Source organism: Streptococcus ruminicola, assembly GCF_011387195.1.
Lineage (GTDB): Bacteria > Bacillota > Bacilli > Lactobacillales > Streptococcaceae > Streptococcus > Streptococcus ruminicola.
This window is the reverse complement of record NZ_CP046919.1, coordinates 400,726-423,980: the sequence shown is the minus strand read 5'-3', so window position 1 is coordinate 423,980 and position 23,255 is coordinate 400,726. Positions and strand designations below refer to the sequence as shown.

General features: G+C 37.3%; 28 protein-coding genes. 26 read left to right on the top strand and 2 right to left on the bottom strand.

Annotated features, from left to right (window positions below):
- Positions 1–48 precede the first annotated feature (48 nt).
- A complete protein-coding gene (locus GPZ88_RS02245) occupies positions 49–918 on the bottom strand; it encodes a LysR family transcriptional regulator (RefSeq protein WP_074626285.1) in 870 nt (289 codons plus the stop codon).
- Positions 919–1,031: 113 nt separating this feature from the next.
- Here GPZ88_RS02245 and GPZ88_RS02240 point away from each other — a divergent pair, with 113 nt between their 5' ends.
- The 17 genes from GPZ88_RS02240 to GPZ88_RS02160 all read left to right on the top strand — a co-directional run bounded on the left by GPZ88_RS02240 (position 1,032) and on the right by GPZ88_RS02160 (position 14,641).
- Positions 1,032–1,925: a DMT family transporter gene (locus GPZ88_RS02240; RefSeq protein WP_157629291.1), complete on the top strand. Its 894-nt coding sequence runs from the start codon at positions 1,032–1,034 to the stop codon at positions 1,923–1,925.
- A gap of 128 nt (positions 1,926–2,053) precedes the next feature.
- On the top strand, positions 2,054–2,644 hold the full coding sequence (locus GPZ88_RS02235) for an ATP-dependent Clp protease proteolytic subunit (protein WP_039696423.1): 591 nt from the start codon (positions 2,054–2,056) through the stop codon (positions 2,642–2,644).
- Positions 2,645–2,885: 241 nt separating this feature from the next.
- Positions 2,886–3,326, top strand: coding sequence for a YlbF/YmcA family competence regulator (locus GPZ88_RS02230; RefSeq protein ID WP_039696424.1), 441 nt, complete (start codon positions 2,886–2,888; stop codon positions 3,324–3,326).
- Complete coding sequence (locus tag GPZ88_RS02225; protein WP_020917301.1) at positions 3,319–3,570, top strand: YlbG family protein; 252 nt, start codon at positions 3,319–3,321, stop codon at positions 3,568–3,570. The genes GPZ88_RS02230 and GPZ88_RS02225 overlap by 8 nt, the downstream gene beginning before the upstream one ends.
- Before the next feature lie 111 nt (positions 3,571–3,681).
- Positions 3,682–4,860, top strand: a complete 1,179-nt coding sequence (locus tag GPZ88_RS02220; protein ID WP_074799060.1) for an ABC transporter substrate-binding protein — start codon at positions 3,682–3,684, stop codon at positions 4,858–4,860.
- A gap of 57 nt (positions 4,861–4,917) precedes the next feature.
- A complete protein-coding gene (locus GPZ88_RS02215) occupies positions 4,918–5,802 on the top strand; it encodes a branched-chain amino acid ABC transporter permease (protein ID WP_039696425.1) in 885 nt (294 codons plus the stop codon).
- A gap of 3 nt (positions 5,803–5,805) precedes the next feature.
- Positions 5,806–6,759 (top strand): branched-chain amino acid ABC transporter permease, encoded by a 954-nt coding sequence (locus tag GPZ88_RS02210; RefSeq protein ID WP_166043246.1) that lies wholly within the window; start codon positions 5,806–5,808, stop codon positions 6,757–6,759.
- The gene (locus GPZ88_RS02205; RefSeq protein WP_039696427.1) at positions 6,759–7,523 is read left to right on the top strand and encodes an ABC transporter ATP-binding protein; all 765 of its coding nucleotides are present in this window, start codon (positions 6,759–6,761) and stop codon (positions 7,521–7,523) included. The genes GPZ88_RS02210 and GPZ88_RS02205 overlap by 1 nt, the downstream gene beginning before the upstream one ends.
- Positions 7,523–8,233 carry an ABC transporter ATP-binding protein gene (locus GPZ88_RS02200; protein WP_024343676.1) on the top strand — a complete coding sequence of 237 codons (711 nt, stop codon included), beginning with the start codon at positions 7,523–7,525 and terminating at the stop codon, positions 8,231–8,233. The genes GPZ88_RS02205 and GPZ88_RS02200 overlap by 1 nt, the downstream gene beginning before the upstream one ends.
- Before the next feature lie 136 nt (positions 8,234–8,369).
- Positions 8,370–9,029 (top strand): CBS domain-containing protein, encoded by a 660-nt coding sequence (locus tag GPZ88_RS02195; protein WP_166043244.1) that lies wholly within the window; start codon positions 8,370–8,372, stop codon positions 9,027–9,029.
- Positions 9,030–9,121: 92 nt separating this feature from the next.
- Entirely contained in the window at positions 9,122–9,748 is a 627-nt protein-coding gene (gene tmk / locus GPZ88_RS02190) for a dTMP kinase (protein WP_166043243.1), read from the top strand.
- A gap of 18 nt (positions 9,749–9,766) precedes the next feature.
- Positions 9,767–10,642 carry a DNA polymerase III subunit delta' gene (locus GPZ88_RS02185; protein WP_166043241.1) on the top strand — a complete coding sequence of 292 codons (876 nt, stop codon included), beginning with the start codon at positions 9,767–9,769 and terminating at the stop codon, positions 10,640–10,642.
- On the top strand, positions 10,639–11,439 hold the full coding sequence (locus tag GPZ88_RS02180) for a PSP1 domain-containing protein (RefSeq protein ID WP_074602650.1): 801 nt from the start codon (positions 10,639–10,641) through the stop codon (positions 11,437–11,439). The genes GPZ88_RS02185 and GPZ88_RS02180 overlap by 4 nt, the downstream gene beginning before the upstream one ends.
- Entirely contained in the window at positions 11,432–11,752 is a 321-nt protein-coding gene (gene yabA / locus GPZ88_RS02175; RefSeq protein WP_039696433.1) for a DNA replication initiation control protein YabA, read from the top strand. Before GPZ88_RS02180 ends, yabA begins: the two co-directional genes overlap by 8 nt.
- 9 nt (positions 11,753–11,761) lie before the next feature.
- Entirely contained in the window at positions 11,762–12,628 is an 867-nt protein-coding gene (gene rsmI / locus GPZ88_RS02170) for a 16S rRNA (cytidine(1402)-2'-O)-methyltransferase (protein ID WP_166043239.1), read from the top strand.
- A gap of 355 nt (positions 12,629–12,983) precedes the next feature.
- A complete protein-coding gene (locus tag GPZ88_RS02165; RefSeq protein ID WP_039696435.1) occupies positions 12,984–14,219 on the top strand; it encodes an ammonium transporter in 1,236 nt (411 codons plus the stop codon).
- 80 nt (positions 14,220–14,299) lie between these two features.
- Positions 14,300–14,641 (top strand): P-II family nitrogen regulator, encoded by a 342-nt coding sequence (locus tag GPZ88_RS02160; protein ID WP_039696436.1) that lies wholly within the window; start codon positions 14,300–14,302, stop codon positions 14,639–14,641.
- Between the two features lie 113 nt (positions 14,642–14,754).
- Here GPZ88_RS02160 and GPZ88_RS02155 read toward each other — a convergent pair whose 3' ends face one another.
- Positions 14,755–15,384 carry a copper homeostasis protein CutC gene (locus GPZ88_RS02155; RefSeq protein ID WP_074626291.1) on the bottom strand — a complete coding sequence of 210 codons (630 nt, stop codon included), beginning with the start codon at positions 15,382–15,384 and terminating at the stop codon, positions 14,755–14,757.
- A gap of 134 nt (positions 15,385–15,518) precedes the next feature.
- Here GPZ88_RS02155 and serC point away from each other — a divergent pair, with 134 nt between their 5' ends.
- From serC to GPZ88_RS02110, 9 genes are all read left to right on the top strand, one after another.
- On the top strand, positions 15,519–16,610 hold the full coding sequence (gene serC / locus GPZ88_RS02150; RefSeq protein ID WP_039696452.1) for a 3-phosphoserine/phosphohydroxythreonine transaminase: 1,092 nt from the start codon (positions 15,519–15,521) through the stop codon (positions 16,608–16,610).
- A gap of 111 nt (positions 16,611–16,721) precedes the next feature.
- A complete protein-coding gene (locus GPZ88_RS02145) occupies positions 16,722–17,900 on the top strand; it encodes a 3-phosphoglycerate dehydrogenase family protein (protein ID WP_093814955.1) in 1,179 nt (392 codons plus the stop codon).
- 81 nt (positions 17,901–17,981) lie between these two features.
- Complete coding sequence (locus tag GPZ88_RS02140; RefSeq protein ID WP_039696454.1) at positions 17,982–18,209, top strand: DUF6440 family protein; 228 nt, start codon at positions 17,982–17,984, stop codon at positions 18,207–18,209.
- 12 nt (positions 18,210–18,221) lie between these two features.
- Complete coding sequence (locus GPZ88_RS02135; RefSeq protein ID WP_039696455.1) at positions 18,222–18,731, top strand: methylated-DNA--[protein]-cysteine S-methyltransferase; 510 nt, start codon at positions 18,222–18,224, stop codon at positions 18,729–18,731.
- Positions 18,731–19,087, top strand: a complete 357-nt coding sequence (locus GPZ88_RS02130) for an arsenate reductase family protein (protein WP_166043237.1) — start codon at positions 18,731–18,733, stop codon at positions 19,085–19,087. The genes GPZ88_RS02135 and GPZ88_RS02130 overlap by 1 nt, the downstream gene beginning before the upstream one ends.
- Positions 19,088–19,294: 207 nt before the next feature.
- Positions 19,295–21,013, top strand: coding sequence for a sensor histidine kinase (locus GPZ88_RS02125; RefSeq protein WP_166043235.1), 1,719 nt, complete (start codon positions 19,295–19,297; stop codon positions 21,011–21,013).
- Positions 20,991–21,590: a response regulator transcription factor gene (locus GPZ88_RS02120; protein ID WP_039696457.1), complete on the top strand. Its 600-nt coding sequence runs from the start codon at positions 20,991–20,993 to the stop codon at positions 21,588–21,590. Before GPZ88_RS02125 ends, GPZ88_RS02120 begins: the two co-directional genes overlap by 23 nt.
- 199 nt (positions 21,591–21,789) lie before the next feature.
- Positions 21,790–22,566 carry an AAA family ATPase gene (locus GPZ88_RS02115; RefSeq protein WP_166043233.1) on the top strand — a complete coding sequence of 259 codons (777 nt, stop codon included), beginning with the start codon at positions 21,790–21,792 and terminating at the stop codon, positions 22,564–22,566.
- Positions 22,567–22,574: 8 nt separating this feature from the next.
- Positions 22,575–23,252: an ABC transporter ATP-binding protein gene (locus GPZ88_RS02110; protein ID WP_074564223.1), complete on the top strand. Its 678-nt coding sequence runs from the start codon at positions 22,575–22,577 to the stop codon at positions 23,250–23,252.
- The last annotated feature ends 3 nt before the right edge of the window (positions 23,253–23,255 follow it).

Below are 23,255 nucleotides of genomic sequence, written 5' to 3'. Positions count from 1 at the left end.
AGGTTTGCGTTCTATTTAAGGAACACAAGCCTTTTCTTTTTTAATAAGTTAATCGTTCATTTTACTTGAAATGGTTTTAGCGAATTCCTGAGCTGCCAAAGGAAGAGTTTGTCGGTTCTTCCATGCTAGTACGATAGTTCTAAATGGTTTTTCGGTAATATGACGAATGGTTAAATCTTGAAGTGTTAAACCGTCAAGGAAATTTTCATAAAGAAGACTAACTCCTAAATCTTGTCGAATCATCTCCAAAATAGTGTAGTCGTCATAAATTTCGTAAGCGAATGTTGGGGTTATTTTGGCTTTTTCAAAGGCAGCGCGTGTCAAACTGTTTTCCCCTTCATCAAGAAGAATTAGTTCAGTTTTAGCTAAGTCAGCAAGAGAAACTTCATTTTGTTTTGCCAATGGGTGCTTACTAGGTAAAACGGCGTAAAGGCAATCCTGGTAAAGGATATGCGACTGAAGTTGTCCAACATAATCAATATGCGTGAATCCTAAATCAACTTGTCCAGTATCTAGCCACTGGTGAATGCTGGTATAATCCCCTTGCTTAAGAACGAAATTGACTGCAGGGTGTTTGGCTTTGAAGTCTTTGATAAAGGGTAAAATAAAATTTCGACTAGCAGAGGTGAAGATGCCAATACGGATTTCAGCTTTATTGAGCCCTTGTAATTCCTCGATTTTTTTGGTTAGCTGCTTTTCCCCCTGAACAATTTGCTGGAAGTAGGGATAGAGAGCTTGGCCGTCTTTGGTTAATTTGACCCCCTCATGACCACGTGTTAATAAGCAAGTCCCAATTTCTTTTTCAAGATTTTTGATGGTCTGGCTGACAGCACTTTGTGAGTAGTTTAGTTGCTCTGCGGTTTTGGTAAATGACCCTAATTCAATAACTGAGCAGAAAATAGCGTATTTTGAAATCATATTGATACCTTTCGATAAGTAAAACTTATGTTTCTATTATATACTTTAATTTTACTTATATCCAATATCACCTTATAATAAAACAAGATATTAGGAAGTGAGAGGTGAAATTCATGGTTCAAAAACATGCTAAACTTTTTTCAGTGAGTGTTCCTCTTGCGTGGGGGATGTCTTATCTATTTATGGCGCTTGGGGCTTCTGAAATTCCAGCCATTGAATTAGTAGCTCTGCGTTGTGGGTTAGCTTTTTTGGCTTTAGTATTAATTTTTTATCGCCATTTGAAAGAAACATTTTCTTGGAAATTGATGACTTATAGTGCTTTTGCAGGAATATTATTATTTGCTGTTTTTTATTTTTTGATTATTGGAGTTGTTGCTACCTCAGCATCAACTGCTGGATTTTTAGCTTCGACAACAGTAGTCATTGTCCCCACTTTACGAGCTATTGTGACACGAAAAATGCCTGATGCAAAAACGATAATAGCGATTTTGATTGTTTTATCAGGGCTTTATCTTTTAACAGGTGCTGACTTGTCACAATTCAATCTTGGTGCTGTGATGTGCTTGGTATCTGCGACTTTATATGCTGTTTACATTATTCTTTCTAAACACTTTGTCGAGAAGGTAGATCCGATGAGCCTAGGAATTTGGCAATTAGGTTTTTCTAGTTTGTATGCTTTAATAGGAACATTTGCTTTTGAAGCACCTGTTTTGCCACATTCAAATATTGTTTGGTTTTCAGTATTAGGCTTGGCTCTTATTTGTTCAGCGTATGGTTGGGTGATGCAGACAATCGTTCAATCGTATGTCAGCGCTGAGTTTACTAGTATCATGTTTACACTGGAACCTATTTTCACTGCTATTTTTGCTTTTATTTTCTTTGGAGAATGGCTGAGTGGTTTAGCTTTTTTGGGAACGGTTTTGATTTTTGTCGGTGTCCTTTTGACCATTTATCAACCGAAAAAAAGCCGTTCTATTGTTTTACTTCAGGAAAAAGTCGAATATTAAAATTTTTCATTTGACCTTTTTTGACCATTTGACTATAATAGTCTCAGGTTAATATTTAAAACAAGGGCAAGAAAAATAGAGATGATTGTTAAGTCTAAGATTTTCTAGCCTAGTAAAGGAGAAACGATATGATTCCTGTAGTTATTGAACAAACAAGCCGCGGTGAACGCTCATATGATATTTACTCACGTCTTTTGAAAGATCGTATCATTATGCTGACTGGACCAGTTGAAGACAATATGGCAAATTCTATTATTGCTCAACTATTGTTCCTTGATGCACAAGATAATACAAAAGATATTTACCTTTATGTTAATACACCTGGTGGATCAGTTTCAGCTGGTCTTGCTATTGTAGATACAATGAACTTCATTAAATCAGATGTTCAAACTATCGTTATGGGTATGGCAGCATCAATGGGAACAATCATTGCTTCATCAGGTACAAAAGGTAAACGATTCATGTTGCCAAACGCTGAATATATGATTCACCAACCAATGGGTGGTACTGGTGGCGGTACTCAACAAAGCGATATGGCTATTGCTGCTGAACACCTTTTGAAAACACGTCAAAACTTGGAACAAATTTTGGCTGACAATTCAGGTCAAAGTTTGGAAAAAGTTCACGCTGATGCTGAACGTGATAACTGGATGAGCGCTCAAGAAACTCTTGAATATGGCTTCATCGATGAAATCATGGTTAACAACGAATTGAACTAATTTGTTAATAAATAAGTAGAGGCTGAGACAAAAGTGTTCAGCTTCTTTCTTTATATACAAGACGCAGTAGTTGAGTGGGTTCTAATACGCTGATAAATCAGCTTTTACAACCCTACTCAACCTTGCGGGGGTGAGACGACGAAATCAAGTTTCTGCGAAACTACCGATTCCTGTCTCACTCCCTTTTTTGCTGTAAGCAGGTCGGGGATACATTTGCGGCTAATTGTGGTATAATCGATTTATGTTGGCAATTGATGAACACTTATTTGAAATTGATGAGGCAATCGATGAGGTTGCGAAAGCCTTTTTAGCTTTAGACGCTGTTCAGGCATATCTAGAGATTAAAAAGATTTTTTTAGCTGATACGGCTTTACAAGAAAGTATTTCGGAATTTCAGGACTTAAAGCAGTCTTATGAGGAAGTGAAAGATTACGCAGCCTTTCGTCCAGAAGTAAAAGAGATACGTCGTCAGCTATTGCAGAAAAAAAGAGAACTTGATTTGAATCGTACGGTTAGCTTATTAAGACAAAATGAAGTTGCTGTTCAAACGATTCTAGCAGAGTTGACTCAAGAAATTTCATCAGTGATTTCACCAACGATTTTTGTCGATACAGGCTTGCCTTTGGCACCACATAAATCACACCATCAGAATTGTAGTAAGGGAGGAAAGAGAGATGTTTGAAAAGCAGGAACGTCAGGGAATTATCGTTTATTTGTACTATAACCGTGATGCTAGAAAATTAAACAAATACGGCGATGTTCTTTACCATTCACGAAAATTACATTATCAAGTTTTATATGTTAATAAAGAAGAAGCAGCGGATATTGTTGAAGAAATTTCAGCCTTAAAATTTGTGAAAGCCGTTTCTTTATCAGAAATTGATAATATTGATCAAGATTTTGTGGGCAACTTGGCTCATTTCTGATATAATACTATCTTGAATAACTTAGAAGTGGTCGAAGAATAGTTTAAATTTTCAGAAAAATCAATATTCTTTGAATAAACTTTTTATTAGAAAATAAGGAGATAACGTCTTATGCATAAAAAGATTGCGCTAACAGCGCTAACTTTTTTAGCCTCAATCGCTTTAGCGGCTTGCAGTAAGTCTCCAGATGTGACTGCAAATGCTACTGGTACAACAATTGGTGATACGATTAAAGTCGGGGTTAATCTTGAATTGACTGGTACAGTTGCTGCTTATGGTAATGCAGAAAACAACGGGGTTAAACTTGCTGTTCAAGAGATTAATAAAGCTGGCGGAGTTGATGGGAAAAAAATTGAGCTTGTGACAAAAGACAACAAGTCAGAAAATGCAGAAGCTTCAACAGCTGCAACTAACTTAGCTATCCAGAGTCAAGTAAATGCCATGATTGGCCCAGCGACTTCAGGTGCGGTTGCTGCAGCAAGTTTGAATGCCCAAAAAACAGGAGTTCCTTTGTTAACACCAAGTGGAACTCAAGATGACCTAACGCTTGATACGGTTGATGGTGTTAAAAAATATGTTTTCCGTACAACTTTCCAAGATAGTTTCCAAGGTCAGGTTTTAGCTCAGTATGCTTATAGTAATTTGAATGCTAAAAAAGTTGTCCTTTATTATGACAATTCAAGTGATTATGCTAAAGGGATTGCAGAAGAGTTTAAGAAAAAATATCAAGGCGATATTGTCACAACAGCTACGTTTGCTTCAGGAGATAAAGATTTCCAATCTGCTTTAACAAAAATCAAAAACTTGGATTATGATGCCATTGTAATGCCTGGTTATTACACTGAAACTGGTATTATCACAAAACAAGCGCGTGATATGGGCATCAGTGTTCCAATTCTTGGACCTGATGGTTTCAATGATGATAGCTTTGGTGATTTGGCTGGTAAAGCAAACACAAACGGTGTCTACTACGTATCTGGTTATTCAACCACAACAGCACTTTCAGCTAAGGCGACAGACTTTATTAAAGCTTATAAAGCTAAATACGGTTCAGAACCAAATATGTTTGCGGCGCTTTCTTATGATTCTGTTTACATGATTGCAAAAGCAGCAGAAGGTGCTAAAACATCAATTGACATTGCTGATAACCTTGCTAGCTTAAAAGATTTTGATGGTGTGACTGGTACAATGACCATTGATAAAAAACACAATCCAATCAAAACAGCTTTGATGGTTGCCATGAAAGATGGAGCTGAGGCTTCAGCAGACGCCGTTGAAATTAAAAAATAAAACTCGTTTGATTTGTTATTTGTTTTTATATCACATGACTAGAAAGTTTGGTATTTTATGTTTTTAGAACAATTTCCCCAACAACTGGTTAATGGTATTATTCTTGGAAGTATTTATGCTTTGCTTGCCTTGGGTTATACCATGGTTTATGGGATTATTAAATTAATTAACTTTGCACATGGCGATATTTACATGTTGGGTGCTTTTATTGGATACTATGCGATTAGCACACTTCATATGAATTTTTGGCTTGCGCTGATTGTGACAATGATTGTGACAGCCTTTATCGGAATGGTTATTGAATTCTTGGCTTATCGTCCTTTGCGTCACTCAACTCGTATTGCTGCCTTGATTACAGCTATCGGTGTTTCTTTCTTGCTTGAATACGGTATGGTTTTCTTTGTGGGAGCCAATACACGTTCATTCCCGCAAGCTATTGATATTGTTAGCTATAAGCTTGGTCCTGTGACGGTGACTAACATTCAATTATTGATTTTGCTTGTCTCACTTGTTTTGATGGTTGCTTTGCAATTGATTGTTCAAAAGACAAAAATGGGTAAAGCCATGCGTGCGGTATCAGTCGATAGTGATGCAGCTGAATTGATGGGGATTAATGTTAATTCGACAATTAGTTTTACCTTTGCCCTTGGTTCAGCGCTTGCAGGAGCCGCTGGTGTTTTGATTGGACTTTATTATAATTCAATTGAGCCGCTTATGGGGATGACGCCTGGTATTAAAGCCTTTGTCGCTGCCGTTCTTGGTGGTATTGGAATCATTCCAGGTGCTGCTCTTGGTGGATTTGTGATTGGTATTTTAGAGACTTTATCAATTTCGGTTAACCTATCAAGCTACCGTGATGCTATTGTTTACGCTGTCTTAATCATTATTCTTTTGGTAAGACCTGCTGGTATCCTCGGTAAAAATGTGAAAGAGAAGGTGTAGAAAATGAAAAAGAATCTAAAACTTAACCTTTCTTGGCTTGCGATTATTGTGGTTCTTTTTGGAATCATTGAATTATTAACCAAAACCAATATTTTAAACCTTTACTATATCCAAATCTTAATGGGAATTGGTATTAGTATTTTGATGGGATTTGGGACTAACTTGGTGCTTGGTTTCTCAGGTCAGTTTACTCTTGGACAAGCTGGTTTCATGGCAATCGGTGCTTATGCGACAGCCATTATCACGCAGCAAAATCCAACATATGGTGGCTTTTACTTCTCAATGCTTGTTGGGGTAGTGATTGCTGTTCTTGTAGCTCTTGTCTTTGGTGTGCCAACACTTCGTTTGAAAGGTGACTACCTTGCCATCGCAACACTTGGTATGGCTGAAATCATCCGTATCGTTATCGTTAATGGTGGTGATTTAACAAATGGTGCGGCTGGTTTGACAGGAATTTTGCCATACACATCATGGCCAGTTATCTTTATCTTTGTAGCAGGAGTTACCGTTTTGATTTTGAATTTCTTGCGATCATCTACTGGGCGTCAAGTCATTGCAGTGCGTGAAGATGAGATTGCAGCAGAAGCTATGGGTGTCAATGTCACTAAAATGAAAGTTATGATTTTTGTGATGGGGGCAATTATCTCAGCTATCGCTGGTTCACTTTATGTTGGCTACATCGGAACGGTTGTACCAAAAGACTTTACTATCATGAAGTCAATTGATTACTTAATCATCGCTGTTTTAGGTGGTCTTGGTTCAATTACAGGAACAATTCTAGCAGCTATTGTTTTAGGAATTTTGAACATGTTCTTGCAAAATGTTTCAAACCTTCGTATGATTATCTATTCACTTGCTTTGATTTTAGTCATGATTTTCCGTCCAGGTGGACTTTTAGGGACAAAAGAATTTACCTTATCTCGATTCTTTAATAAAGGCAAAGGAGGTAATCACTAATGGCATTGCTTGATGTTAAAAATCTAACTAAAAATTTCGGTGGTTTGACAGCTGTTGGTGATGTGACAATGCACCTTGATAAAGGTGAGTTAGTTGGGCTTATCGGACCAAACGGTGCTGGTAAAACAACGCTTTTCAATCTTTTGACAGGTGTTTATGAGCCAAGTGAAGGGTCAGTTTCTCTTGACGGTACATTATTAAATGGTAAGAAACCTTATAAAATTGCATCGCTTGGGCTTTCACGTACTTTTCAAAATATTCGTCTCTTTAAGGATATGACAGTTTTGGAAAATGTACTTGTTGGTATGGCTAATCAAAATAATCCACATCTTTTGGCAAGTTTCCTTCGTTTGCCTAAGTTCTATCATAGTGAAGCAAAACTTCGTCAAAAAGCAATGGAACTTCTTGCTATTTTTGACCTTGATGGGGATGCAGAAACTTTGGCTAAAAACCTTCCTTATGGACAACAACGTCGTTTGGAAATTGTTCGTGCCCTTGCGACAGAACCTAAAATTCTTTTCTTGGATGAACCCGCAGCAGGGATGAACCCACAAGAAACAGCGGAATTAACACAATTGATTCGTCGCATTAAAGAAGAATTTGATATTACAATCATGCTTATCGAACATGATATGAGTCTTGTTATGGAAGTGACTGAGCGCATTTATGTTCTTGAATATGGACGTTTAATCGCTCATGGAACACCAGATGAAATTAAAACAAATCAACGTGTTATTGAAGCATATCTTGGAGGTGAAGGATAATGGCAATGTTAAAAGTTGATAATTTATCAGTTCATTACGGCGTTATCCAGGCTGTAAAAGACGTTTCATTTGAAGTTAATGAGGGAGAAGTGGTGACTCTTATCGGTGCAAATGGTGCTGGTAAAACCTCAATTCTTCGAACAATTTCTGGTTTGGTGCGCCCAAGTGCTGGTAAAATTGAGTTTTTAGGGCAAGAAATTCAAAAAGAACCAGCTCGTAAAATTGTCGCGGGTGGTTTGTCTCAGGTTCCTGAGGGTCGTCACGTCTTCCCAGGATTGACTGTCCTTGAAAACCTTGAACTTGGTGCGTTCTTACGAAATGACCGTGAAGAAAATCAAAAGAATTTGAAGAAAGTTTTTGATCGTTTTCCACGTCTTGAAGAACGTAAGATGCAAGATGCAGCAACACTTTCAGGTGGTGAACAACAAATGCTTGCTATGGGACGTGCTTTGATGAGCCAACCTAAATTGTTGCTTCTTGATGAACCTTCAATGGGGCTTGCGCCAATCTTTATCCAAGAAATTTTTGATATTATTCAAGATATTCAAAAACAAGGAACAACAGTCTTGCTAATTGAACAAAATGCCAATAAAGCTCTAGCGATTGCTGACCGTGGCTATGTGTTAGAAACAGGAAAAGTTGTTCTTTCTGGAACAGGTAAAGAACTATTGGAATCTGAAGAAGTCCGTAAAGCTTATCTTGGTGGATAAGAATAGACTTTTAACGGTTCTTGATGACAGGGTGGACAAAGGTCTGCCCTTTCTTGTTTCAGCCTTTTTCACCTTTTTAGGAATCGTTTGCAGTTTGTGATATAATAAATATAAGAAAAATAAGCGGAGATTAATTATGGCAGTTAAAGATTTTATGACAAAAAAAGTTGTCTATGTATCACCCGATACAACAGTTGCCCATGCAGCTGATATGATGAGAGAACAAGGATTACGCCGCTTACCAGTTATTGAAAATGATAGACTTGTTGGTGTTGTTACTGAAAGAACAATGGCTGAAGCAAGTCCTTCAAAAGCGACAACACTTTCTATTTATGAAATGAATTATTTGTTAAATAAAACAAAAATTCGAGATATTATGGTTAGAGATGTTGTCACAGTTTCACCTTATGCCAGCCTTGAAGATGCTGTTTATGCTATGATGAAGAATCAAGTTGGAATTCTCCCAGTTGTTGAGGCAGGTCAAGTTTTCGGTGTGATTACTGAGAAAGATGTGTTTAAAGCTTTTCTTGAAGTTTCAGGTTACGGGGAAGAAGGGGTTCGTGTTATCATAACGGCAGATGATACTGTTGGGACTTTAGCTAAAATTGTTGACACGATTTCTGCTGATAACCTTAATATCAAGCGCACAGTAGTTGCTACACGTAGATCTGGTAAGGTAGCTATTGAGATTCAAATTGATGGCAAAGCAGATGTAACAGATTTGCGTGAAAAATTGATTAAGCAGGGGATTCAAGTTGATGCGATTGAATTGACATCAGCTAAAGTTATTGACTAAGGAATATATAGAAGCATTGCTAAGATTAGCAGTGCTTTTTTGCATGATTTTTGATAAAATAGAAGTAAAGAAAATAGTATTAAGGAATTTTCATGAAAAACGGTATAATCATTACATTTGAAGGTCCAGACGGGGCTGGAAAAACAACAGTTCTTGAAAAAGTGCTTCCAGTTTTGCAAGAGAAGGGCTATGATATTGTAACCACACGTGAGCCTGGTGGTGTTGAAATTGCAGAACGCATTCGTGACGTTATTTTAGATGTTAAGTATGTTGCGATGGATAGTAAAACAGAGCTGCTTCTTTATATGGCAGCTAGACGTCAACACTATGTTGAAAAGGTTTTGCCGGCTTTAGAAGCTGGTAAGGTGGTCTTGATTGACCGTTTTATTGATAGCTCAGTAGCCTATCAAGGAGCAGGACGTGGACTTGATAAGGATATTATCGCTAAGTTAAATGACTTCTCAACTGACGGTAGAGAACCTGATTTGACGCTTTATTTTGACGTTGAATCAGAAATCGGATTGGCTCGAATTGCCAAAAATACTGATCGTGAAGTTAATCGTCTTGATTTGGAAAAATTAGACATGCACAAGCGTGTTAGACAAGGATATCTAGCTTTGGCTCAGACAGAAGAACGTATTGTAACTATTGATGCGTCTCGTGATCTTGATCAAGTTGTTGCAGAAGCAACACAAGTGATTCTTGAGCAATTAAGCTAAAAAAGTAAAGGAATTAAAATGGATTTAGAGTGCTTGCAACCCCAACTTTTTAAAGACTTTAATCAGATTTTAAAATCAGATAGGATGAACCATGCCTATCTTTTTTCAGGGGATTTTGCCAGCTTTGATTTTGCACTCTATCTTGCCAAAAGTCGTTTCTGTGAGAATTTGCATGACGGTAGACCTTGTGGGAAATGCCGTGAATGTCAATTGATAGATGACAATGATTTCTCAGATGTTAAAGTGGTTAAACCGACTGGACAGATTATCAAGACAGAGACGATTCGTGAAATGATGCGTGACTTTTCACGTTCAGGATTTGAAGGAAAATCACAGGTTTTCATTATTCAAGACTGTGAAAAGATGCACGTCAACGCTGCTAACAGTCTTTTGAAATTCATTGAAGAACCTCAAAGTTCTTCTTACATGATTCTATTGACTAGTGATGAAAGCAAGGTCCTTCCAACGATTAAGAGTCGTACGCAGGTCTTTCGTTTTCCAAAAAACAAAAAGCTTTTGGTCGAACAAGCTGAGAAAGCTGGCATTCTGAAAACTCAGGCAGATATTTTAGCTGAATTGGCTAAAACCCCAGCTCATTTAGATGAGTTGATGGCTGATAAAAAGATTTTAGACTTGCTTCAGACGATTGAACGCTTTATCTCAATTCTCTTTAAAGATAAAGCAACAGCATATTTGGAAACAGGACGCTTGGTTCAGGCGGCACCTGAAAAGTCTGAGCAAGAACTAGTTTTTCAACTGCTCCCTTTGTTCTTAGCAAAGCAGTTTAATCAAAAAGAGAGTCTAACTTATTTAGAGAAAAGTTATAAGGCACAGCAAATGTGGAGAAGTAATGTTAGCTTCCAAAATGTGCTAGAATATATGGTGATTTCATGACAGAAGTATTGAGTGTAAAATACGAAGAAACAGGCAAAGTTGTTTATGTTTTGCCAAACCAAAACTATCAAGTTGGTGATTATTTAGTCATCAAGAATAAAAAAGGTTGTCGCTTAGCTCAAGTTGTGACAGCTAATGAAGATATGGACGAGGTTAAATTACCTGCTGAAATGGATAGCGTCCTTCGTCAAGCAAATGATAAAGATTTTCAAGCTTATCAAGAGAATATGACTTTGGCGATGAATTCATTTGACAAAGTAAATGAGTTGATTGAGGCTAATCAGCTTAAAATGAAAGTCATCGACATTGTCTTTCCTTTGGAAAGAAGTTATGTCTTGATTACATTTTGTGCGGAAGACCGTGTGGATTTCCGTCAGCTTTTGCGTGATTTAGCGGCCCACTTCAAAACACGTATTGAACTTCGCCAAATCAATAGTCGTGAAGAAGCACAAGTTTATGGTGGTGTTGGCCCTTGTGGCCGTGCCCTTTGTTGCGCTAGTTTCTTAGGAGAATTTCCACCGGTATCAATCAAGATGGTTAAAAATCAAGGCATGTCACTTAGCACTGGAAAAACGGCTGGTATCTGTGGTCGTTTGATGTGCTGTTTGAGCTTTGAGGATGAATTTTATAAAACCTCTAAGGAGAAATTCCCTGATTTGGGGACAGAAATTGAAACAGTTGATGGATTAGGAGTTGTTGCAGGAATCGATGTCTTTTCTGATACTGTTAAGGTAAGATTACCTGAACGACATACTCTTTTAACTTACGCTTTAGAGGAGGTCAAAGTACGTGGATAAAAAAGAATTATTTGATGCCTTTGATGGCTTTTCACAAAATTTAATGATTACCTTGGCTGAAATTGAAGCCATGAAAAAACAAGTACAATCTTTGTTAGAAGAAAATACAGCTCTTAGACTTGAGAATGACAAATTGCGCACACGTCTTTCTCAATTAGAACAAGAAGCTCCTGTAAAATCTTCTAAACAAGGTAAAAAATATATCGAAAGTATTTACCATGATGGTTTCCATATCTGTAATGACTACTATGGACAACGTCGTGAAAATGACGAAGAATGCATGTTCTGTATGGAAGTTTTAGATAGGGAGTAGTTGTCTGATATGAAAGTACAAAAAAGTTTCAAAGGCCAGAGCGACTATGGGACACTGTATCTTGTTCCAACACCTATTGGAAACTTGCAAGATATGACTTTTCGTGCTGTGGAGACCCTTAAAACAGCTGATTTTATTTGCGCAGAAGATACCAGAAATACTGGGCTCTTGTTGAAGCATTTTGATATTACAGTTAAGCAAATTAGTTTTCATGAGCATAATGCCTATGAAAAAATCCCAGAGTTAATCGAGCTTTTGAAAGCTGGAAAAAATTTGGCACAAGTATCAGATGCGGGTATGCCATCAATTTCAGATCCAGGACATGATTTGGTCAAAGCGGCGATTGCTGAAGACATTACAGTAGTTGCTCTTCCTGGTGCTTCAGCAGGGATTACAGCTTTGATTGCAAGTGGTCTAGCACCGCAGCCACACATCTTTTATGGCTTCTTGCCACGAAAATCAGGACAGCAAAAAGACTTTTTTGAAAGTAAAAAAGCTTATCCTGAAACTCAAATCTTCTATGAATCACCTTATCGTGTGGCAGATACGTTAGAAAACATGTTAGCTGTCTATGGTGACAGACAAGTTGTTTTAGTCCGTGAATTGACAAAACTTTATGAAGAATACCAACGCGGTGCAATTTCAGAACTTTTGGACTACATTGCTGAAAATCCGCTAAAAGGTGAATGTTTGTTAATCGTATCTGGTCAAGATGAAGAGGCACAAGCTGAAAAAGCAGCTGAAGACTTAAATCCGGCAGAACTTGTGGCTAGCTTAGTTGAAGCTGGAGACAAACCTAACCAAGCCATTAAGAAAGTTGCCAAAACTTATGGTTTAAATCGCCAAGAAGTTTATAACGCTTATCACGGTATTTGATATGATTCATTGAAAAAATCAGGCATTTTGTCTGATTTTTTAGTTTGTTTACAATTTTATGTAAGAAAATATAACATAGATAGTTATAAAGAAAATTGACCAAAAACTAACATCCTGTGTATTTTTGAAATCTTGCTAAAAGCTTTTAAAATAAGGCTGAATGAACATTTTTTACTGAAATTCAGCTCTGACATCTCTTGTTATAAAATTAGAAAATTTAGAAAATTTATCCAAAAACCCTTTACTTGTCTAAAAAATAGTGTTATATTATCTAACATAAAAATCTGACACATAGTTAGAGATTTGAAATTTGGTTTTAAAACTAAAACCTTAGAAAATAAAAGGAGTTTTTGATATGGATGCAGGAAGTATTGCTTTTATGATTATCTGTGCTGGCCTAGTCTTCTTAATGACACCTGGCTTAGCCTTCTTCTATGGTGGTTTAGGAAGACGTAAAAATGTCATCAACACTATGATGATGTGTGCGATTCCTATTGCAGTTGCCTCAGTAATGTGGATGGTTTGTGGTTACTCCCTCTCATTTGGCGGGAACGGAAGTCTTATTGGGAACTTCTCTCATCTATTCTTCAAAGGTGTTAGTGAATCAGCTAGTACGCGTGGCTTAGCTATTCCAGATGCTTTGTTCGCAGCTTTCCAAATGATGTTTCCAATCATTACTGTTGCCATTTTAACAGGAGCGGCAGCAGGGCGCATGCGATTCACACCATTAGTTATCTTTGTTATTTTCTGGTTGTTGTTGGTTTACTTCCCATTTGCTCATATGGTTTGGGACGAAGGGCTTTTGGCTCAATGGGGTACGATTGACTTTGCCGGTGGTGATGTAGTTCACATTACTTCAGGGGTTTCTGGCTTGGTATTAGCCATTCTTCTTGGTAAACGTCGTGACTATGACCGTTTAGAATATCGTCCTCATAATGTTCCGTTTGTTTTCCTTGGTGCAGGACTTCTCTGGTTCGGTTGGTTTGGATTTAACGCAGGTTCTGCTTTAGCAGCCAATGGTCTTGCAGTTCATGCTTTTGTAACAACTCATATTTCAGCAGCAGCAGCAATGCTATCTTGGTTGCTTGTTGAAAAAGTTTTGACTGGTAAATTCTCACTTGTCGGTGCTTCAACTGGCTTGGTTGCAGGACTTGTCGCTATCACACCTGGCGCAGGTTTTGTATCAACATGGAGTTCACTTTTAATTGGTCTTTGTGTAAGCCCAATTTGTTATTTCGCTATTTCAGTTCTTAAAAGCAAATTTGGTTACGACGACGCACTTGATGCTTTTGGTTGTCACGGTATCGGTGGTATCTTTGGTGGATTGGTAACAGGACTTTTCACAACACCAGAACTTGCTCTTGATAAACACAATATTGGTTTGATTTACGGAAATGCACATCTTTTCCTAGTAACAATCGCAGCTATTATTTTCACAATTGTTTGGTCAGCAGTTGCTACATTCATCATTGTTAAGATTATCTCAATCTTTACAAGTATTCGAGTTGAAGACCGTGCCGAAGCTATTGGTCTTGATGACAGCGAACATGAAGAAACAGCTTACCCAACTTTCATGGGATTGGATTCATAAGCAGCAACGTTTGGCTTGTCGAAAATAAAAAACTGAGTTAAACTAAGTTACAATAGAGACGTTTAGAAAGGGTGTACATTATGAAAAAAATCGAGGCTATTATTCGTCCAGATCGCTTGGAAGATCTGAAGGATGCCTTATCAAAGGCTGGTTTTACAAAAGGGATGACCGTCAGCCAAGTTTTGGGATATGGTAACCAACGCGGTTTTGCAGAATATGTTCGTGGTCAAAAAATTGTTCCAACATTGCTTGCAAAAGTCAAAGTTGAAATCGTTACTCATGATGCAGCGGTTGACGAAATTGTAGATATTATCTGCAAAGCTGTTCACACTGGAGAAGTCGGAGATGGGAAAATTTTCATTCTTCCCATCGAAGAAGTCATCCGTATTCGTACAGGTGAACGTGGAGGAGACGCCGTTTAGGTGAAAAAGATATCTCCAAAGTTAACATAAATGTGATGGAAAATCCGAGTTTAATAGAATTCGGATTTTTTGGTGTAAAAAAACACCTTGTTCTTCAAGGTGTTAAATCATTATTAACAAATTTTAGTGCCATGTGCTGCTTGGGCACCAGTTTTTTCAATTAGTTCTTGGTAATTATCAGCTGTCACACCGCCACCAATCATAATTTCAATGCGTCCGTCGGCGTAATCAACTAATTCTTTAAGATGGTCAACATTTTCAAAAATATCATTATTTTCTGAAGAACCATGAGTTAGGATACGTACAAAACCAAGGTCGACAAGTTGGTCAATAGCTTCTTTTTGATCAGCAAGAGGAATTTGGTCAAATGCCATATGAAAGACTAGTGGCAAGCCTTGAGTTGATGGAAGAAGTTGTTCGATCCCTTCAACATCGATGTGGTTATCTTCAGTTAAAAGCCCAAGGACTAAGTTGTCACTTTCTAATTCTGCTGCACGAAGAATATCATCTTCCATGATTCGAAGTTCGCTATCGTTATAAACAAAGTTACCACCACGTGGACGAATCATTGTAGCGAGTGAGATTTCTTTTTCGTGAAGATAGCGCGCAGCTTCTTTGATGACACCGTATGAAGGAGTTGTTCCACCAACGGCTAAATTGTCACAAAGTTCGACGCGTTTAACAGATGAGTCAAGTTGGCTGAGCAAAGTTGTGTTTTCAGCACAAAATTCTTTGATAATCATTTTTTCTCCTTAATGTTTGTTATTTACTATTATAACATGGTTATTCATAAATATTTTGGATAAAAATCCGTAAAAATCTTTACAAAATTCAGAAAATTGTGATATAATTTATACCATTATACGGAGGTATTTTTATGACAATTTACAATTTCTCTGCAGGTCCTGCAGTGTTACCAAAACCAGTGCTTGAACAAGCACAGCGTGAAATGCTTGACTACCAAGGTAGCGGCATGAGTGTTTTAGAAATGTCCCACCGTTCCAAAGAGTTTGATAATATCATTAAAGAAGCTGAAAAATTATTGCGTGAATTGATGGCAATTCCTGATAATTACAAAGTAATGTTCCTTCAAGGCGGAGCATCTACACAATTCACTATGCTTCCTTTGAACCTAGCTAAGGGACGTAAGGCATATTATCTAGTTGGTGGATCATGGGGTAAAAAAGCTTATGCTGAAGCTGTTAAATTGTCCAAATCCGTTCCTTTTGAACCCTTGCTCCTAGCCTCGTCAGAAGATACTGTATATGATCATATTCCTACATTTGATCCAAAAGATATTGATCCTGAAGCTGCGTACGTTCACATCACAACAAATAACACTATTGAAGGAACTTCTATTTATGACCTTCCAGATACTAATGGTGTACCAATTGTGGCAGATATGTCTTCTAATATTTTAGCGGTTCGCTATAATGTTGAAGATTTTGCACTGATTTATGCGGGCGCTCAAAAAAATATTGGTCCTGCTGGTGTGACTGTTGTTATTGTTCGTGAAGATTTCTTGAATGATGAGCCAACACTTTCTGCAATGCTTGATTATCGTATCCAAGCTGAAGCGGGTTCACTTTATAATACACCACCTGCATACAGCATCTATATTGCAAAACTTGTCTTTGAATGGGTGAAAGCTTTCGGTGGTGTTGACAAGATGGAGGCTGCTAACCGTGAAAAATCAGGTCTTTTGTATGACTTCATCGACCAATCAGACTTCTATACAAATCCTGTTAAGAACCCAGCAGAACGTTCAGTAGCGAATATTCCATTCGTGACACCAAGTAAAGAGCTTGATGCTAAGTTTGTAGCAGAAGCCACACCACTTGGATTCAAAAACATTAAAGGTCACCGTTCAGTTGGTGGTATGCGTGCAAGTCTTTATAACGCCTTCCCTCGTCAAGGTGTGCTTGATTTGATTGAATTCATGAAAAAATTTGAAGCAGAAAACAAATAAGGCTTTCTGTCAATGATTCTGATTAGGAATAAACAAGATTTTTCTTTTATAGCGATATAAGCCATTTGAGTCTGAGATTTTATCCCAGGCTCTTGGTGTAAAGGGGTAAATATGGTATACAGTGTTAAAACATTTAATAATATTAATCAAGTAGGTCTTAAAGAATTAGGAAATCAGTTTCAAGTTGATGGGGATTTAGCAGAAAATCCAGATGCTTTTATTCTTCGTAGTCAAAATCTTCACGGCGTTGAATTTCCTGAAAATCTAAAAGCAATTGCCCGCGCTGGTGCAGGGACAAATAACATTCCAATTGCTGACGCAACAGCGGCAGGAATTGTGGTATTCAATACACCAGGTGCTAATGCTAATGCGGTTAAAGAAGCAGTTCTTGCCTCTATTTTAATGTCAGCGCGTGATTACATCGCAGCTAACGCTTGGGTCAATACTCTTTCAGGTGATGACGTTCCAAAACAAGTCGAAGCTGGCAAAAAACAATTTGCAGGGAATGAAATTTCTGGTAAAACGCTTGGCGTCATCGGACTTGGTGCTATTGGTGGACGCATTGCCAACTACGCCCAACGTCTTGGCATGAATGTTTTGGGTTATGACCCATATGTTTCTATTGAAACAGCTTGGAATATTTCACACCATGTCAAACGTGTTGATGATGTCAAAGAAATTTTTGCAAATTGTGATTACATTACTGTTCACGTGCCATTGACAGATGAAACACGCCATACATTTGATAGCGAAGCATTTGGTTTGATGCAAAAAGGAACTGTTGTTATCAACTTTGCGCGTGGTGAATTGGTTGATAATGCAGCGCTTTTTGAAGCTATCGAAGCAGGTGTTGTCAAACGTTACATTACAGACTTCGGAACTGAAGAATTGCTTAACAAAGATAAAATCACTGTCTTCCCTCATGTAGGTGGTTCTACAGCAGAAGCTGAGTTGAACTGTGCGATTATGGCTGGTAAAACCATTCGTCAATTTATGGAAACAGGTGAAATCACTAATTCAGTTAATTTCCCTAATGTCCATCAAGCTTTGACAGCGCCATATCGTATTACTCTTATTAATAAAAATGTTCCAAATATCGTGGCTAAAATTTCAACAGCGGTATCTGAACTTGGCATTAACATTGATAATATCATCAACCGTTCAAAAGGTGATTATGCTTATACCCTTCTTGATCTTGATGAAACAGATAAAGCCAAAGTTGATCACTTGGTAGCTAACTTTGAAGCGAGCGACAATATCGTACGTGTTCGTTTAATTGCTAAGAAATAATTAAGATGAGCTGAGATTAAATCTCGGCTCTTTTTGTCTTTATTTGATATAATGAGGAAAATGATTTAAAGGAGATTTATCATGGAGAAAAAAGAATTAAGAGACTATCAAAAGCAGTTGAAAGAACGATTTTTCAGTATTCAGTTTGATAATAAAAAACAAAATTTAACTTTGCTAGTTGACCATGAAACTGGGGTTGAGTATCTTGAAGTTATTGGTGGACTTGGTGATCCTTCAGGGATAACACCTTTACTTAATTCTGATGGAACTCCTAAAATCAATGAGCGTTGGAAAGATAATAGCTTATAAGAGGTAGTTAAAATGTCAGGAAAAATTAAGCGAAAGTTTTTTTCGTCACCTATTGGAGATCTTTCGTTGCTAGCTGGTGATGATGGAATTTTAGGTGTTTATTTTGAGGGGCAAAAATACTTTGAGCGTGTCTATGAAACAGAACAAATAATTGAAGAAGGTAATATCTTTTTAGATGAAATAGAAATTTGGCTGGAAGATTATTTTGCAGGAAAAAATCCTGAGCTTAGCCGTTTAACTTTAGTGCCAGAAGGTACTGCTTTTCAAAAGAAAATTTGGGCAATTTTAGCACAAATTCCCTATGGTCAAACAATGACTTACGGAGAAATTGCTAAACAAATTAACTGTAGTTCGGCGCAAGCCGTTGGCTGTGCTGTTGGTAAAAATCCATTATCTATCATTGTTCCTTGTCACCGTGTTTTAGGTAGTCAAGGGCAGTTAACTGGTTATGCTGGAGGCATCGAGCGAAAACGTTGGCTTTTAGAGCATGAAAATGCTATTTTTAGAAAAGAGGAAGAATAATGTTAACTTTTTACGAATACCCAAAATGTAGCACATGCCGTCGTGCTAAGGCAGAATTGAAAGAATTAGGGGCTGATTTTGAAGCGATTGATATTACGCTAGATACGCCAAAGGCTGATCAAATTAAGTCATGGATTGAAAATTCTTCTTTTACAGTTAAAAACTTTTTCAACACTAGTGGTCAAGCTTATCGTGCACTTGGCTTGAAAGACAAGGTTGATGGCTTAACGGTTGATGAAGCTGCTGATTTACTTGCTTCTGATGGTATGTTGATTAAGCGTCCTGTTTTAGTTAAAGATGGTAAAGTCTTGCAACTTGGTCACCGAAAATCATACGCAGAATTATTGAAAAACTAAGAAAGTTTTCCTGAGTTAGACTCAGGATTTTTTAGTCTTGCAATGCTTAAAAAATCAGAATTTTTAATATTGCTATCTTATTTCATGATCTTTTTTGCTATAATAGTCTCATATTACACGATTTGAGGAGTTTTATGGTAAAGGAGTTGAGAGATGTTTAGGATAAGTAAGAAAGTTTGGCTGAGAATATCCTTGCTGTTATTTTTAATGATTGGGGCGTATTATTTTGCTTTTACAAGCCATCACCATTATCTGGGAGTTGAAGCTGATTTTAAGAATGGTAATTGGAGAGTTACAGATATTCACAATGGTGGCTTAGCCAAGGAAACAGAACTTTCTGAAGGAGATCTTCTTTTAAAAATTGATCAGCAAGAAAGTCAAAAAAACGTTTTGTTGAATAAATGGCTAATTGTTGAACAGGCAAAATCTGTTCTTGTCGAGCGTAATCATCAGGAAAAACAGATTGTTTTTAAGGGAAATCAGTCATTTAAATCTTTGTTTCTTATTTTTGAAGCGATAGCCTTTGTGTTATTAGTTTGGGCGATTTTACCTTTAAAAAAAGATAAGACGAGTCGGTCAAGTAAGCGATATAGCCTGTTTCTAATTGCGACAGCATTCTTTCTTAGCTCCCTGATACCTTCGAGTATGGGAGATACTTTAGGGCGCTTATTTGTGGTTTTGTATATCACCTTGCTTCCTTTTTTCATTGATGTTTTTTGGCGAGCAAGTATTCTTAAAGAAGCGGCAACAAAATTGTCTTTGTTTTCAAGGATTGTTATGGGGTATTCTTTGGTGACCGTTTTGATTTTCATTTTGGTCCAAGAGTTCTCACTTCCTTTGATTTTTGTAAAATACTTATCTGGTGGTATTTTTTATGTCAGCTTCTCGTTTTTGTTGATACTAGCTGCCCTTTCTTTGGTAAAGGATTATTCATCATTTCTTTTGCAGAAGGTTAATTTAATTTTATTGACGTTGCTCAGTTTGCTTCCTTTATTTATTGGTTATGTTTTTCCTTTGCCTTATGACCTTCCGTTTTCGTGCACGATTCCTCTGTTATTTCTTCCGATTACGGGAGCTGTGAATCATTTAATTGTCAATCGTTTAACGGTGACGAGAACGCACTTGCCCTTACCTGTGGTTTACGTTTTGGAAGCCATCGTGTCAACTTTTGTCATGATTTCATTTGCAGTGATGATGAAATTCATGCCGATATGGTTTGTGGTGATTTATTGTTTCTTGTTTATTTGGTGTTCTTTGCCGATTATCAAGGATTTTATGGATATGGCAAAGCAGCTAAATTATCGCCTGGATGGACAAACAATTTTTTCTGCCGTTGAGATGGAGCGTGAGGACATTGCCATCACTATTCACGACACGATTATTCAAGAGGTGATTTACCATAAGAAACAAATTGAGTCTGCAGGAGACGTTGACAAAAGCGAGGTCTTGAACACTTTGGATGATGTTGTTTTTGAACTGCGTGAGCTGTGCTCGAACATTTATCCTTTGATGATCAAGGAACTTGGCCTGAAAAACGCTATTTTGGAACTTTTGAATAAGTTTCAGAAAGAAGAACCAGTGATGATTGAATATGAGATAGCTTTTGACAGTTATCATTTTGAAAGTCGAGTGAGTAATTTTATTTTACGCTCGATAAAGGAATTGATTACCAATAGTATTTTGCATGGAAATGCTAAGCAGATTAAGTTAGCTATGGTTGAGTCGGAGGAGCAGCTTATAGTTGAGGTCAGCGATGATGGTAAATTTATTGAACGGTCAGATGATCATAAGAATCATTTTGGTCTGGATGTGATTGCTGAAAAATTGGCACTTCTTGGTGGTGAATTGCAAATTGAAAAGTCACCGACCAAAGTAAGAATGCTGTTGCCGAAAGGAGATAAGAATGATAAAAATAGCAGTGATTGATGACCACGAGTTGGTTTTGCAAGGCATTTGCACACAATTATCTCAAGAAGAAAAATTTGATATTGTCGGAGCATTTACAGAAGTTGAAGAGTTGAAACTCTGTTTGTTGTGTAAAAAAGTGGATGTCTTGATTATGGATTTGATGTTGAAGGATATTCATGGCTTTGAGTTAATTGAACAATTAAAGCAAATGCACATTGACTTTCCAAAGATTATTCTCATTTCAGGATTTTATGAGCCTATGTTGCACAAGCGTGCCAATGAACTTGGGGTTAAAGCTTTTTTGCCAAAAGAGACATCTTGTACGGAATTAACGAGTACCATCATTAACGTTGCTAATGGGAATTGTGTCATTCCAGATAGCCTCTTAGAAGGTCAGAAAAAGCAATTGTTGACAGAGGTTGAATTGAGCATTCTACGCTTGATTGCAGAAGAATATTCTAATGCCCAAATTGCTAAAGAATTATTTATCAGCAGACGAACGGTCGATACCCACGTGACAAATATTTGCACGAAATTAAACGTTACAGGGCGAGTAGGAGCTGTTCGAGAAGCCGTCAAATTAAAATTAGTCTAATCTTGAACCAAAAAGGTAAACAGATATTCGTAAATTACGGATGTCTGTTTTTTTGTGCTTTTGTATGATTGAAAGGTAAGGAAAAATGGAAAAAGGAGAGTATGGATGATTTGATGCGATATAAGGTAATGAAAGGAATTTGACTTAAGTGTTTTTTATTATGTTTATCATGATATTAGTTTAAAGGGAAAATGAACAAATGTATAAAAGGGAAATCAGACTGGTTATTTCGGGAACATATTCAACTGGGAAAACGACAACAGCAACGGCATTGTCAATTGCAACTGGGATACCTTTGATTAATGCGTTGTCTGCTCGTGAAATTTTAACTGAAATTTATCCAGGTAGGAGATTTCAAGACATGAATGCTACTGAGCTCATGACTTTGGGATTAAAGAGATTTGAGGAGAGAATAAGAGAAGAGGCAATTTTGTACAAAGAAAATTCTAGCTTTATTTCAGATGGTTCGGTGCTAAATGAATGGATTTATGGAATGGTTCGATTAAAAATAGGATTGAATCCTGGGTCAGGTTTCATCCATAGATTATCCAAAGCGATTTTAGGAATTCCTGGGAAAAGTTTCTATCGCAAATACATGGACGCCTATGGTCAAGTCGCTAAAATGCATTCGAAAATGTGGTACACCGATGTGGTGCATTTACCAGTAGAGTTTGCTATGGACCCAGATGGTCATCGACCTGTGTCGGAAAAATACCGAATATTATCTGATATTGAGATTCAAGAAGGGTTTGCTGCAATTGGCAAACAACCTGAGCTAGTAACAGGCAGCCAAGAAGAACGCTTGGAAAAAATTATTAAACACTACGACCTGCCAATCGTAGTTCCGATTAAAGAAGCTGTTGCGAAAGCAGAGGAGATTATTGCAAGCAACAGAGAAGCGGTGTCAAAACGTATTATTGAACAATACAAAGAACCGTCATTAAAAGAAAAAGTTAAGTTTTTAACAGAATTTTAGGAGATAAGATGATTACATTTCAAAATATTAGCAAGATTTATCAGGTCGGAGATCAAGAAGTTAAGGCCTTGGATGATGTGTCATTTTCGATTGAAAAAGGTAAATTTACCATTATCTTAGGGCCTTCTGGTTCAGGGAAAAGTACCATGCTAAATCTACTTGGGGGTATGGATCAAGCAACGAGTGGTAAATTTTTATTTGAAGATACTGATGTGACAGGACTTAATGATAAAGATCTATCACGTTACCGTAAGGATGTTGTTGGCTTTGTTTTTCAATTTTACAATCTTGTTCCAAGTTTAACGGCTTTGGAAAATATTAGCATTGCAGCCCAGTTGACAAAGAATGCAAAGCAATCAGAACAGTATTTAGAAAAAGTTGGTCTTAGTCATCGTAAAAATAACTTTCCAAATCAGCTATCTGGTGGAGAAATGCAGCGTGTGTCAATCGCTAGAGCTTTAGCCAAGAAGCCAAAACTTTTGCTTTGTGATGAACCGACAGGAGCTTTGGATTCGAAAACTGGTCAGAAAATCATTGAACTCTTAAAGGAAACGTCTGCTGATAAAGATGTAGCAGTTGTGATGGTAACACACAATGCAGAATTTGAAAAATATGCAGATAAAGTCATCTATTTAAAAGATGGTAAAATTGATGCTATTGTTAACAAAGATGCTCAAAATGGATAGATT

Bases quoted from the DNA above. Each gene is read 5' to 3' on its own strand.
- GPZ88_RS02245 (WP_074626285.1), bottom strand. From the start codon at position 918: ATGATTTCAAAATACGCTATTTTCTGCTCAGTTATTGAATTAGGGTCA.
- GPZ88_RS02240 (WP_157629291.1), top strand. From the start codon at position 1,032: ATGGTTCAAAAACATGCTAAACTTTTTTCAGTGAGTGTTCCTCTTGCG.
- GPZ88_RS02235 (WP_039696423.1), top strand. From the start codon at position 2,054: ATGATTCCTGTAGTTATTGAACAAACAAGCCGCGGTGAACGCTCATAT.
- GPZ88_RS02230 (WP_039696424.1), top strand. From the start codon at position 2,886: ATGTTGGCAATTGATGAACACTTATTTGAAATTGATGAGGCAATCGAT.
- GPZ88_RS02225 (WP_020917301.1), top strand. From the start codon at position 3,319: ATGTTTGAAAAGCAGGAACGTCAGGGAATTATCGTTTATTTGTACTAT.
- GPZ88_RS02220 (WP_074799060.1), top strand. From the start codon at position 3,682: ATGCATAAAAAGATTGCGCTAACAGCGCTAACTTTTTTAGCCTCAATC.
- GPZ88_RS02215 (WP_039696425.1), top strand. From the start codon at position 4,918: ATGTTTTTAGAACAATTTCCCCAACAACTGGTTAATGGTATTATTCTT.
- GPZ88_RS02210 (WP_166043246.1), top strand. From the start codon at position 5,806: ATGAAAAAGAATCTAAAACTTAACCTTTCTTGGCTTGCGATTATTGTG.
- GPZ88_RS02205 (WP_039696427.1), top strand. From the start codon at position 6,759: ATGGCATTGCTTGATGTTAAAAATCTAACTAAAAATTTCGGTGGTTTG.
- GPZ88_RS02200 (WP_024343676.1), top strand. From the start codon at position 7,523: ATGGCAATGTTAAAAGTTGATAATTTATCAGTTCATTACGGCGTTATC.
- GPZ88_RS02195 (WP_166043244.1), top strand. From the start codon at position 8,370: ATGGCAGTTAAAGATTTTATGACAAAAAAAGTTGTCTATGTATCACCC.
- tmk (WP_166043243.1), top strand. From the start codon at position 9,122: ATGAAAAACGGTATAATCATTACATTTGAAGGTCCAGACGGGGCTGGA.
- GPZ88_RS02185 (WP_166043241.1), top strand. From the start codon at position 9,767: ATGGATTTAGAGTGCTTGCAACCCCAACTTTTTAAAGACTTTAATCAG.
- GPZ88_RS02180 (WP_074602650.1), top strand. From the start codon at position 10,639: ATGACAGAAGTATTGAGTGTAAAATACGAAGAAACAGGCAAAGTTGTT.
- rsmI (WP_166043239.1), top strand. From the start codon at position 11,762: ATGAAAGTACAAAAAAGTTTCAAAGGCCAGAGCGACTATGGGACACTG.
- GPZ88_RS02165 (WP_039696435.1), top strand. From the start codon at position 12,984: ATGGATGCAGGAAGTATTGCTTTTATGATTATCTGTGCTGGCCTAGTC.
- GPZ88_RS02160 (WP_039696436.1), top strand. From the start codon at position 14,300: ATGAAAAAAATCGAGGCTATTATTCGTCCAGATCGCTTGGAAGATCTG.
- GPZ88_RS02155 (WP_074626291.1), bottom strand. From the start codon at position 15,384: ATGATTATCAAAGAATTTTGTGCTGAAAACACAACTTTGCTCAGCCAA.
- serC (WP_039696452.1), top strand. From the start codon at position 15,519: ATGACAATTTACAATTTCTCTGCAGGTCCTGCAGTGTTACCAAAACCA.
- GPZ88_RS02145 (WP_093814955.1), top strand. From the start codon at position 16,722: ATGGTATACAGTGTTAAAACATTTAATAATATTAATCAAGTAGGTCTT.
- GPZ88_RS02140 (WP_039696454.1), top strand. From the start codon at position 17,982: ATGGAGAAAAAAGAATTAAGAGACTATCAAAAGCAGTTGAAAGAACGA.
- GPZ88_RS02135 (WP_039696455.1), top strand. From the start codon at position 18,222: ATGTCAGGAAAAATTAAGCGAAAGTTTTTTTCGTCACCTATTGGAGAT.
- GPZ88_RS02130 (WP_166043237.1), top strand. From the start codon at position 18,731: ATGTTAACTTTTTACGAATACCCAAAATGTAGCACATGCCGTCGTGCT.
- GPZ88_RS02125 (WP_166043235.1), top strand. From the start codon at position 19,295: ATGATTGGGGCGTATTATTTTGCTTTTACAAGCCATCACCATTATCTG.
- GPZ88_RS02120 (WP_039696457.1), top strand. From the start codon at position 20,991: ATGATAAAAATAGCAGTGATTGATGACCACGAGTTGGTTTTGCAAGGC.
- GPZ88_RS02115 (WP_166043233.1), top strand. From the start codon at position 21,790: ATGTATAAAAGGGAAATCAGACTGGTTATTTCGGGAACATATTCAACT.
- GPZ88_RS02110 (WP_074564223.1), top strand. From the start codon at position 22,575: ATGATTACATTTCAAAATATTAGCAAGATTTATCAGGTCGGAGATCAA.